The sequence below is a fragment of the Thiohalobacter thiocyanaticus genome (assembly GCF_002356355.1).
Classification (GTDB): Bacteria; Pseudomonadota; Gammaproteobacteria; order Thiohalobacterales; family Thiohalobacteraceae; genus Thiohalobacter; species Thiohalobacter thiocyanaticus_A.
Window position 1 is genome coordinate 2,273,365 of record NZ_AP018052.1, and the last position, 12,232, is coordinate 2,285,596.

Annotated in this window: 11 protein-coding genes; all 11 read right to left on the reverse strand. The window is 48.9% G+C overall.

Annotated features, from left to right (window positions below; translation table 11 throughout):
• Position 1: 1 nt before the first annotated feature.
• Positions 2-607: a sugar transferase gene (locus tag CFK21_RS10575; protein ID WP_096366621.1), complete on the reverse strand. Its 606-nt coding sequence runs from the start codon at positions 605-607 to the stop codon at positions 2-4.
• A complete protein-coding gene (locus CFK21_RS10580; RefSeq protein WP_096366622.1) occupies positions 607-1,464 on the reverse strand; it encodes a sulfotransferase family protein in 858 nt (285 codons plus the stop codon). The genes CFK21_RS10575 and CFK21_RS10580 overlap by 1 nt, the downstream gene beginning before the upstream one ends.
• Positions 1,464-2,594: a glycosyltransferase family 4 protein gene (locus tag CFK21_RS10585; RefSeq protein ID WP_096366623.1), complete on the reverse strand. Its 1,131-nt coding sequence runs from the start codon at positions 2,592-2,594 to the stop codon at positions 1,464-1,466. The genes CFK21_RS10580 and CFK21_RS10585 overlap by 1 nt, the downstream gene beginning before the upstream one ends.
• A 7-nt stretch (positions 2,595-2,601) precedes the next feature.
• Positions 2,602-4,563, reverse strand: coding sequence for an asparagine synthase (glutamine-hydrolyzing) (gene asnB, locus CFK21_RS10590; protein WP_096366624.1), 1,962 nt, complete (start codon positions 4,561-4,563; stop codon positions 2,602-2,604).
• 92 nt (positions 4,564-4,655) lie between these two features.
• Positions 4,656-5,909, reverse strand: a complete 1,254-nt coding sequence (locus CFK21_RS10595; RefSeq protein ID WP_096366625.1) for an O-antigen ligase family protein — start codon at positions 5,907-5,909, stop codon at positions 4,656-4,658.
• Positions 5,909-6,577: a class I SAM-dependent methyltransferase gene (locus CFK21_RS10600; protein WP_096366626.1), complete on the reverse strand. Its 669-nt coding sequence runs from the start codon at positions 6,575-6,577 to the stop codon at positions 5,909-5,911. The genes CFK21_RS10595 and CFK21_RS10600 overlap by 1 nt, the downstream gene beginning before the upstream one ends.
• A 94-nt stretch (positions 6,578-6,671) precedes the next feature.
• Entirely contained in the window at positions 6,672-7,655 is a 984-nt protein-coding gene (locus CFK21_RS10605) for an FkbM family methyltransferase (RefSeq protein ID WP_096366627.1), read from the reverse strand.
• 30 nt (positions 7,656-7,685) lie between these two features.
• On the reverse strand, positions 7,686-8,963 hold the full coding sequence (locus CFK21_RS10610) for an oligosaccharide flippase family protein (RefSeq protein ID WP_096366628.1): 1,278 nt from the start codon (positions 8,961-8,963) through the stop codon (positions 7,686-7,688).
• Between the two features lie 268 nt (positions 8,964-9,231).
• Complete coding sequence (locus CFK21_RS15260; protein ID WP_157745611.1) at positions 9,232-10,152, reverse strand: Wzz/FepE/Etk N-terminal domain-containing protein; 921 nt, start codon at positions 10,150-10,152, stop codon at positions 9,232-9,234.
• Positions 10,153-10,190: 38 nt separating this feature from the next.
• Complete coding sequence (locus CFK21_RS10615; RefSeq protein WP_096366629.1) at positions 10,191-11,618, reverse strand: mannose-1-phosphate guanylyltransferase/mannose-6-phosphate isomerase; 1,428 nt, start codon at positions 11,616-11,618, stop codon at positions 10,191-10,193.
• Between the two features lie 290 nt (positions 11,619-11,908).
• Positions 11,909-12,196 (reverse strand): ComEA family DNA-binding protein, encoded by a 288-nt coding sequence (locus tag CFK21_RS10620; protein WP_096366630.1) that lies wholly within the window; start codon positions 12,194-12,196, stop codon positions 11,909-11,911.
• Positions 12,197-12,232: the final 36 nt, after the last annotated feature.

Genomic DNA, 12,232 nt, shown 5'->3' on the forward strand with positions numbered 1-12,232 from the left:
CTTATCGGCCAGCTATGGTCTGCCAGATATACCGGATATCGCCAGACAAACTCCAGTTTTCGATATATTCCCGGTTCAGTCTGACTTTATCGGGAAAAATGACATCGCGATTATAGGCGTCAGGATCCGTATGTTCGGCGAGAATGGCCTCTTCATCACGATACTTCAGCGTCGCAGGACCGGTGATTCCAGGCCGGATCGACAGAATAATCCGGTCTTCGCCAGTCAATCGGTCTGCAAAACCCGGGACATCCGGCCTCGGACCCACGAAGCTCATATCACCACGAAGCACATTAATAAGCTGCGGTAGTTCATCAATTTTTGCTTTTCTCAGTAATCGCCCAAGATGCGTTATCCGGGGATCACCCCTGGCCGTCACAGTCGTATCAACTCCGGGAACATTTCGCATGGTCCGAATCTTGATGACTCTGAATAATCTGCCGTTCCGCCCGATTCGAGACTGGGTAAAAAAACCGTTCTGTCGAGTATCGATGGTTGCCGCAAGCCAGGCGAAAACAACCAACCACCAGGCAAACACAAGACCCAGTGAAGCACCCAGAATGTCGAAACCACGCTTGATCATCGCCTGCGATCTGGAGAGCGCCATCAGCCGTAACCATAGCGGGCCAATGTATGGCGAACCAGTCGATCGAGTCGTTGCAACGATGCCTCACCAAGCGCAGATCGCCCTTTTCCGATACTATCGGGGCGCACCCCCACTACTGCTGCTGCAATTTGATCAGAAGTCGCATCGATCTCGAGAAATTCTATGATTCGTGCAAATTCACTAGCTGGCGAATCAACAAAGTCCTCATAGGAGATCTCCAGCCAGCGTTCTTCAGGCATTGTTGCAAATGCATCGGCCGCCTTATCGACACAGGCCTGCCATTGAAGAGCACAAATCTCATCCAATGAATATTGTTTCAGCAACTCATCCATATCGTCCAGTTGAGGACCCCAGAAAGCCAGTCTTTCCTCCCGGGAAAGTAAACGATAGAGTCGATTCCAGAGATAGCGGCCACTATAGTATGGAAGATCAGAAAGTGGGACGAAACGAGCCTTTCTCATCAAGTACGGAATATCAAGTTTCGCCGTCCATCGTTTCATGGCGGAGCCCACAGCATCAAGGCCATCTCGACGTATAAACAGATACCTTGCATTGGGAATCACCGCATCCACAAATGGCACTCGAACAGAATTGGCGCAGGTTTTCTCCACCACTGTATGGGCACGGTAACGTCTTGCAACCCAGTTGAATTGCCTACGTATGTAAGAGCGCACAGACTCACCAGCCGCTTCAATGGGAAGTTCATCCGACGGATATCGCACATTCCCGTGACGCCAGATATAGTTGATCTCATCACAGGGCCATGTAGCCACACCTTCCAGCCGGGACAGCACATCCCGGAGCATATTTGTACCGGAACGCGGCGCACCGATTATAATAACCGGCTGATAATCCATCAGATATAAATCCCAAGACTACGGTACACACCCAGATAGGCTTCCTGCACGGCATGGATGTCAAACGCAGATCTAGCCAGTTCGTTGGCCCGACGACCCATCTTTAGCCTTCTGGAGTGATCTCGAAGTAATTCGAGGACCCTAACGGTCATCGCCTCTACATCCCGCTCCGGCACTAGGTAGCCCGTCTCTCCATTCCGGACAGCTTCACGCACACCTGGCACATCAAAAGCCACAGTAGCCAGCCCAGTGGCAGCGGCTTCCATCACAACACGTGGCACACCCTCACGGTAGTAAGAAGGGAACAATAGAAGATCTGCCTTCTCCAACAAGGGGACAACATCTGACAAGCGACCAAGATATTCAACATCCGATGCCTTGCTCAGCCAGTCCATACTCACCGAATCGGGGTGATTTGGCTCCTCTTCTCCAGCAAGGCAGAACCGCGCCTGTGGAATTTCCTTCCGCACTCGTCTTGCGATCCGCTCGAACTCCGGAATGCCCTTTTGATTGAGCAATCGCCCGAGCATAACTACTACAGGACGTTCTGGATCATGGTCGATACGATTTATGTAAGTAAACCGATCGAGTGGCACTCCAGAACCAGCTATCAATTCAGCACTTGCATCAGGAAGCCAGTGATTCTTTAGAAACATCGCGCGGTCATCACGGTTCTGAAAAATTGTGATATCCGCTCGCGGCAGTGCCATTCTATACCCAGCACTGGCAATTTGAGTGACAAGTCCACCCTTGACAAAGGCATGACCAAGGCCAGTGATCGTGTTTACAATCTTGACGGATTGACCGAGCTCTCCACGAGCGATCACCGTACCCATTATCACAGGTTTTGCGTGAAATAATTGCACCAGCGATGGTGTCCACTTTCGAATAATCTGACGAAACCTGCGATAGGCACACCAGTCTGCCAACGGCGAAACCCCACCACGATTGAATGTCATGGGCTCCAGCGACGCCCCTAAGTCTTCCAATACACGGCTATCCTCGTCATTCGCTGTTGCAAGTACCACCTGCCACCCATCAGCGAGAAACCTGTTAATCAGTTCTCGACGGGAACTGAGAAGCGCATATCCACGATTAGCTGCGAAGAGCACAGTTTTATTCTCATACATAAGACATTTATCCGGTATACGGAGAAGCCGGGCTTGTTTCAAGCCATGCCTGAAACATCAACACATCCCACAAGTGGAAATGCCACCGACCTTTTCCAGCAACATGTTCCTCCCACATTCGTCGGATCTGTACAGAATCAAAAAAGCCTTGTTCTCGCAACCGTTTTGCATCTAACAAACACTCAGCCCAGTCACGCAGTGGGCCACGTAGCCAATGCTCAATGGGCACACCAAAACCCTTCTTCGGACGATTCATCAATTCCGGAGGGACGTACCGAGAGAGCACCTGACGCAGTAGCCACTTGCCCTCACCATTGCGGTATTTGTATTGCATGGGCACCCGCCAGGCGAACTCCACTACTCGGTGATCCAGTAGTGGCACGCGAGCTTCAAGGCTCACAGCCATACTCGCACGATCTAGCTTTGTAAGAATATCATCGGGAAGGTAGGTCTTCATGTCTAAGTACATCATCTGCTCGCGAAGTCCGGGCAAATCTGGTAGCAGGTCGGGATAGTCGATAATTGTCTTAGGCTCATCGGCACCCAGCACAAACTCACCCGGATTCACGGCATGGGAGACAAGACTCCGATAGAAGGACTGGCCATCCTGATGCCCCAGGACATCCGCAAGTTTAGGCAGACGATCTGCAAGATTAGAGACTCGAAACCGGCGAGGTAGACGCCGTTGCAGAGCATCCAGGCTATGACCTGGTGCATATCTAAATACGGCGGACAGCATCGACCTTACTGGCCGAGGTAACAGTCGTAGCTTACTCCAAATCCGATAGCCAGTGACATAGCGGTTGTAACCACAAAACAACTCATCGCCACCGTCACCAGACAAGCTGACCGTAACATGCTTCCGGGCAAGCTCGCTGACAAGATAGGTCGGAATCTGCGAGGAATCAGAGAAAGGCTCATCATAAATAGCTGGCAACTTGGGAATCACAGCCAGCGCCTCTTCCGGTGTCACATAGAACTCAGTATGATCTGTGCCCAAATGGCCAGCCACTAGTTTGGCGTGTGGAGCCTCATCGTAGCTTTCCTCAAAAAAACCGATTGAGAAGGTCTTGACCGGCTGCTCGCTTTGTACCTGCATCAGTGCGGCAACTGTGGTCGAATCAAACCCTCCAGATAGAAAAGCGCCCAGCGGCACATCAGCTGCCATTCGTAGCTTGACGGCGTCACGCAACAAGATATCAAGCTCTTCAGTTAGCGCCTCCGGTTCACCAACAACAGCCCCAGCCCCGTTTTCTGCAACCAAAGCCAAATTCCAGTAGCAGATAGGTTCACCCACATCCCGTCCGCCATTACGAATAACCAGAAAATGCGCCGGAGGAAGCTTGGCAACTCCTCGGTAAATACTCCAGGGAGCAGGCACGCAATTATGCCGCATGTAGAGAGCCAACGCATCCCTGTCAACCTCTCCTCGCCAGTCTGGATGAACAGTCAGCGCCTTGAGTTCCGAACCAAATAACAGGGTATCACCGCAACGGCCATAATAGAGTGGCTTCTCCCCCATACGATCACGAGCGAGGAACAAAGTCCGCTCTGTCGCATCCCACACCGCAAAAGCGAACATCCCGTTCAACCGCTCAAGCGTTCCTCGAACCCCCCAATGTCGCAGAGCAGCAAGGAGCGTTTCCGTATCTGAGTGCCCACGCCAGTCAAACGAACCACCTGATCGCTCCAAATCCGATCGCAGGTCTTGATGATTATAGATTTCACCATTGTAGACAATAACATACCTCCCGCATGGGGACCGCATTGGCTGATGGCCAGCAGGAGAAAGATCAATAATCGACAGGCGTTGATGAGATAGTGCAATACCAGCATCGCGATCAGCCCAAGCACCAGCATCATCAGGGCCACGATGAAGCACTCCGGCTGCCATCTTACTGGCAGACGAAAGCATTGATGAGACATCATCTACATGGTGCGGATTAATAAATCCGGCTATGCCACACATTCGACGTTCCCTAATCCTTCCCAGCAATATGAGAGGTAATTTAAATAAAATTCAAACACTGAAGACTCATATTGTGCAGGCACACATTAGACTCATAATGCAGGCACACATTTTCCATATCGTACACATCGACTGTAAATGAGCGAAGCAGCTTGGTGTGCAACAATCAATGTGAACCAGAAGAAAGGATGTCGAAGCATATAATGAAAACTTGAAAATATTACTATAGATACCAATGCGCCAAATAAAAACAGATTATGTTTGACTATTATTTTCAAACTCAGAACAATAATAGAGACAAAGGCGACGAGTCCAATAATGCCAGAGATAGTAAACCAATCAATAAAGCTATTATGCGCCTCGCTGCCTGTATGTGGGGCAACAAAGCCTGAATGATTTCCAGGACCTAAGCCAAAGAGAGGAGAGTCCAGCCCAGCAAGAACGCCGTGCACCCACAAATCAAACCGCCTGTATGCCTGAAGATGCTGCTCCGAGCCTGCGCCATATACTTCCATAATAATATCTTGCGACATCAGCACAGCACTTAATAACACAATTACCATAACCAAGACCAGCATAACCATAACTGCGGATACCGGGATACGAAGATGAGTCTTGATATATTGCATGATAATGGCAATTATTATTGCGCCCACGCCACTCACCCAGCCAATAACTAGGGCATCACTTCGGGTAGCAAGACCAGCTATCAGCAGTGCGACTAGAGAAACAATAGCCATCATCCGATGTTTCGAACTATACGAATACAGAAACATCGCGAAAAATGGCATTGGCGAGAATATTAGCGCCAATTGGTTTGGGTTTTCTGATAACCCCTTCATTCTCTTTCCCATCCACCATTCAGCCCCACCAATCGAGACACCTGAAAAAGCAAAAGTCAAAAGAATTAATGCAAATAGACTACTTAGAATTACAGACAAACGAAGCATTCTGAGCGAAGACAATCTATCAGCGCTCAAATTGATGGTTAACAATAAAGTGAACCCTATCACAAACGACAAGGCCAGAAATTCTCGCCTCAGTTTATGCGGCGCTTCCAACACACCATTCTCATACGCAATCAACGTTCCCACAATAAGACTAACAAGAGATACAACCCAAAAAATCGAATAAGCGGTAGTTTGTTGACTAAATACGGTGTTTTTATGTATGACAGCGAGAAAGGTCAACCCAATCCAAATCACCAATCCAATTTCACCTACCCCTATAGGATATCCACTAAAACGAAGCTGTGTAGCTGAAATCATGATCAATGACAGCACTAGCAAGATTTCTCGCCACTTTCGCTGGAAAGATATTTTTAATTGAATCTGTATAACTCGCATTATTTCTTTGCCACCAGCAAATACCCACTTGGCGCAGTTGTTTCATGCGCCGTATAAAAATAATCAAACAAGAAAATAAGATGATTAAACAGCCTCAACATGACAAATGGCGACTGCAATACCCCCCTTCTTGAAAAGGAAGTAGTAATTAGGTCCGATATAACATGCAAACGATTCCCTTGACTCGAAATATCTATATGTGAGAATCCATCCAACCATATTTTCAACATTTCGTTTGTTGGTCTTACAAAATCGTTCGGGTGCGCATGCTGATGAAACATAAACGGCACTGTTGCTATAAACATTCCTCCCGGCATTAAAACGCGCTTAGTTTCGCGAATAAAAGCAAGCGGGTTATCCAAATGCTCAATTACTTCCGTCGCGACAACGCAATCAAATGCATTATCCTGAAATGGAAGTAAGTGAGCGTCAGCTTGGACGTCAATTCCACCGGACGCCCTATCAATATCGAATCTCAAATATCTATCGGCATTATAAAAATACCTGCGATATGGATCAGAGCCGGAGCCAGCAACCAGGACGCTACGACCACCAGATAGATCAAGCCCCCTCACGCCGCGTTTAACGAGGACATCACGCGTAGTAGGCAGTAGCCGTCTAATAATACGGCCTTTCCCCCGAGGATAAAGGGATGATATGAACGCCATTTACCTCACCTGAATTTGACTGATATGACTAACATACATATATTTTGACTATATGAATTCATCAACAATCGGATATTCTTTTTTATCAGCCTCCTCAAACAGATCTGGCGCCCCCTGCTGCCTCAAGAACCTCGCATACATAATCAGACCGCGTCTTCCACGCCACGAAATTATGATCATCTTTTTTATTTTTATTCTTATATTCTACTGCAGACCTGTAATCCGGTATCCGCAGTAGACTACCATCTATTTGAGGAACATATATTTCGAATCCCTGATTTATAAGATAGCGCGTAACATTCTGATCACTCCCATAGTCTTCATATATAAAAATTGAATTTCTTTTTGCTGTGTCAAGCGCCCCCTTAAAAGCCTCAATCTCAGCGCCTTCAACATCAAGCTTTATCAATACGCGATCTTGATCGGAAAACATTTTGTGATAGATATCGTCTACTGAGGTAGTGACAACTTTCACAAGTCGTTCAGATGGGGAAAATAACTTTATGTCGTTTACTTCGAGTTTCTCGATTGTTCCATCTACGATATGCCTTCCTGCATGACGCGAGCCCTCTGTAAATGAAATGGTGTTACCTGAAGACGAGTATAATGCAGCATTAATGCATTCAAATCGCGACTCATTTTTTTTTGCTGTTTGACATAATACGGAAAAAGTTTCATTAGATGCCTCAACCGCGACGCAGCTATGTGCACCCCAGGAAGGACTACTCAAAAGAGCGCTCCAGTACCCGAAATTTGCACCCCCATCTATAAATGAAAATTCGATCTGATATATGCGTGACAAGAACGCCTGCAGCCTACTCTCAAATGATTTACGCAACACAAGATAATAAAACCAGTATGGATCATAAACTGGAAAAATAAATAACGCGTCATCGCTCAATCTGATCTGTACGAGTGCATCACTGTACGGAAAGATTTTGCTAGCAATACCGATACCACGGACACGTCCCACCGGCCCTATAACCCTAGTGACCACCTGCATCAGATTTAAATGAAGCCTGTGAGCACGACTGTCTTCCACTAGTTGCGGACTGCCGTAAGAAGCCTTCATCTCCATACCATCTCCAAATCTAAATACTTATACACATTAAAGGTGGCGTTTTCTGGAGTACAAAGCACGACAATAAAGCAATACCAGCATCGCTTCGATGGCTATCGTCGTTACAACGCCTCCAATAACGCTGAACTCACGTATCAAAACAACACCGAGAATAAGCCCTATCGAAGTACCATATATATCCAGAACAACCTTCTTCCGGACTATACCTTTTCCGACCATAAGCGCACCTAGTGCGACAGCTAAAAATCTGAAAAATATTGCTGGGCTCAATAGCTGAAGAACCAATACGCTTTTATCGTATTCAGAGCCAAACAGAAATGGCATCACCCATGGAGACACAACAACTATTGCCGCTATAATTATCAGGCTCAAACTAAGTACTGCGTATAGACTTTTCTGAAATACATAATTTAATTTTATCGAATCACCCCATGCCCAACGATGCATCTTCGGCATCATATACCATCTATACAGGATTGTTGGAATAAGAAATACTGCGCTCAATACTACAAAAGCCACACTATAGATTGCTGCAGATTCTGGCCCTGAAAACACTTCCAGAAAAACAATCGCCAGTTGGTAATGAAGGACATAGAAGACTCCTGACGCCGCAAACCATTTTGCATTGGATAAAATATCTCGAATTGTTCCATGCCTAAATAACGCAGCCGAATCATCCTTCACACCGTGGCCGACTAATAATAACCGTCCTGCCGCCATTTCATAAATAATCAGTACCGGGATCGCCAGCAACAACGCATATATCGCAGCCAACATAGACGCCACGCCCATCAATCCAAGCCCTAGCCATGCAGCTGATAATGCTGCAATTAGCCTTGGTACATGAGGAATCATCGCCCAGAGCGACGTCTTATTATACCTCTCTTCCAATTGGTACCTGGCCACTGCAAGCGATGTTAATGATTGAAACGCGACCATTGGTAGCAATAAAATTAATGCTATTGATGTATTTTTATCAGATGCTCCAAACCATGCCCATAGCCCTCCCAAGAACAATGCTATCAATATTGTAAAACTTATAGTTTCAAGTGACGGCTTTACCCAGGCTATCGCACCCCAACCTTCTTGGCCAAACCGCGCAAGCCAAAACTCACTGATACCAAACGAAGCTATTGGGGAAAGAACCCGTGTTACCGCAAACGCGGCTGCAAGTGACCCATATTCCGCGGGTGAAAGGGTGCGCGCAAACAGTGCCTGGGATATAAATGTAAGACCAGCCCCACCGACAAGGGATAATCCGAGCAGCGCGATCTGCGTTAATTTTTTTGTATTTTGGTAACTCATAAATTAAATGCATCAACACTCAGAACGCATGAACCGCCACTCAGAAATCGGCTAGCACATAATTATATTACATATATTATATTGGGAATTATCTACCCTGATTAGCGCAGATGTATTATCCAGAAATCCATGCGAATGATGTATATTCCACCCGCTCACATGGACAACAATTAGGCATATACTAAATCGTATGACAGAATTTGATGCACTTGTCTAAAATCGAACCCATAGTTATTTTAATTTCTTTGAACGTATCTTTATGTCGTACTCAAGTCTGTTTTTTATATTTACTCATAAATTCCTTAATGAATGCGGAAAGTATTCCGAGCAAAACACCCAAAGCAATTGATAACGATAAAATCAGAGTTTTATTTGGTTTGTCAGGAACAGATGTCGGTTTCGCGGGACTATCAACATTTACTACTGATGTATTACTCAGATCAACAGATAGTGAATTCAGGTAATTTATCCGCTTTTGAAGCAGTTCAACATCAAGCAAAATATCTTTGCTGTTAATATTAACTTGATCTATCGTTTCGCTACTTAATTGAGCATCCATGTCCCGACTAAGTTTTTTAACCTCTATCTCTATAACTTGTTCGATATCGTCTGTGATTTTTTGTGCAGTATATCGTTCTATATATTTCACAAATTCATTCACTTTGGTTGCTGCATATTCGGGATCCCTGTGAGATAAACTTATAACTATGGCGGGAATATTGTTGACAGAACTGATCTTGAAGCTGCGCGGATTATTAGACCCAGAAAACCTGCTTCTGGCTTCTTCAGAATTACAATTTTTCACATACGACTCAAACACAGAAGTTGGCGTTATTGATTCTAGGCCGTACTTATTCAGAAGAGATTTTCCAGTAGTATAGCCTACTAGTTTGCCATCCTCCGTTTTCATTCCCCATAGCACCGGCTCCGCAAGAAGAAGCTCTTTGATATCTGATATATCCGGTGGAACTAGTCGTGAACTCACTGTATATACTGGCTCTTTTACTGATAAATATCCAATGGCCAGAGCAACCACAAACAGAAATACCCCGAATGCAATTAATTTATGCCTAGCCAATACACGAAAAAAATCAATCATGCTTAGTTCATCACCCTTCTCTACGCATGGAAGGATATATGCTGGCACTGGCTCCCCACTGGGAATGGACTCGGGCTGTTCTTTAGGCATGGGCTTTTTCCAGGAAGTTCTTGTGACAAAATCTAGTTTTATGAAGACTGTTCCACCCGGTCATACACATCCTCGAACCGCACGATGTCATCCTCACCCAGATAGCTGCCCGACTGCACCTCGATGATTTCCAGCGGGATGGTGCCGGGATTCTCCAACCGGTGCGTTGTACCGAGCGGGATGTAGGTGGACTGGTTCTCGGTCAGGATGAACACCTCCTCGCCGCGGGTGACGCGGGCGGTGCCGCGCACCACGATCCAGTGCTCGGCGCGGTGGTGGTGCATCTGCAGGGAAAGAGACGCGCCGGGTTTGACCACGATGCGTTTGACCTGGTAGCGCTCGCCCTTGTCGATACCTTCGTAGTCGCCCCAGGGACGGTACACCCGGCTGTGGAAGCGGAATTCGTCGCGGTCCTGTTTCTTCAGTTCGGCGACGATCTGCTTGACATCCTGGGAGCGCTGCCGGGGGGCGACCAGCAGGGCGTCGGGGGTATCCACGATAACCATATCCTCCAGCCCGATGGCGGCGACGAATCGGTCGTTGGACCAGATCAGGGAATTCTTCACGTCCTGCGCCAGCACGTCGCCCTGGGTCGCGTTGCCGCAGTCATCGCACTCGGCAATGTCCCAGATGGCGGACCAGGCGCCGACGTCGGACCAGCCGCTTTCCAGCGGTACCACGGCAGCCCGCTCGGTGCGTTCCATCACGGCATAGTCGATGGAGTTCTCGGGGCAGTTGATAAACTCTTCCTTCCCGACCCGGCAGAAGTCCAGGTCCTTGCGGCCGCTGTCGATGGCACGCTCGCAGGCCTGTCGGATCTCCGGCTCGAAACGCTCGATCTCCTCCAGCCAGCTGGAAGCCTGCATCACGAAGATGCCACTGTTCCAGTAATAGTCACCGGCATCGAGATAGCCCTGGGCCTGGTCGAGGTCGGGCTTCTCCACGAAGCGCTTGACCTTGAAGCGGCCGTCGCCGTCGAGAGTCTCGCCGCGCTGGATGTAGCCGTAGCCGGTCTCCGGCCGGGTGGGCTGGATGCCGAAGGTGACCAGATGGCCTTGTTCGGCCAGGGCCACGCCATCGGCCAGGGCACGGCGGAAGGCCTCGAGATCGGGGATGACATGATCGGCGGGCATCACCACCATCACGGCTTCGGGGTCCTGCTCCGCCAGAAACAGGGCGGCGACGGTGAGCGCGGGGGCGGTGTTGCGGCCTTCCGGTTCCAGGATGATGCCGGCGGGCCGGATGTCCAGCGCCTGCACCTGCTCGGCCACCAGGAAACGGTGTTCCTCGTTGCAGACGAACACCGGCGGCTCGCTGCCGGGGAAGCCCTGCAACCGGCGGGCGGTGGCCTGGAGCAGCGACTCGTCGCCGACGATGGGCATGAGCGGCTTGGGAAAATACTCCCGCGACATCGGCCACAGCCGGGAACCGGCCCCGCCGGTCAGGATCACTGGATAGACGGCCATCTCTCCCCCACAAATAAATGAATTATTTGCGCGGGATTATACGCGATTGTGGGGGTGCGGTAACCCGGGGTGGGCAGGAGGGATGCGGTGTTGCAGGAATCAGATCACAGTTTTCGGGACGAGAGAATGCTGCTCGGGAAGGGATGGCAAAGCGCGGCTGCAACCCCGGAGGTCCATGACACAGGCAAAACCGTCATTGCGGGCGAAGCCTGGCAATCCCTGACTGCAGAATCAATCGGTTGGAGATTGCCACGTCACTTCGTTCCTCGCAATGACGGGTAATTATGGCGTCAGGGCCGGGCCGCGTCCGCCACGGGTTGCGAGACGGTGATCGCCTCGGCGTTCTGCTCCAGGAACTTCGGTCCGAGGCCGCGCACCTGGGTCAACTCGCCCACGGCGACGAAGGGCCCGTGCTGGTCACGGTAGGCGATGATGGCCTGTGCCTTCGAGGGGCCGACACCCTTGAGTTGGGCCAGTTCCTCGGCGCTTGCGGTATTGACGTCGATCGGCTCGGCCAGCAGCGGCTGGGCGCCGAACAGGAACAGGGACAGGATCAGATAGGGAATGGACTTCCACATGGGGATTACCTCCGTGTAATGGTGTTGATTATTGAT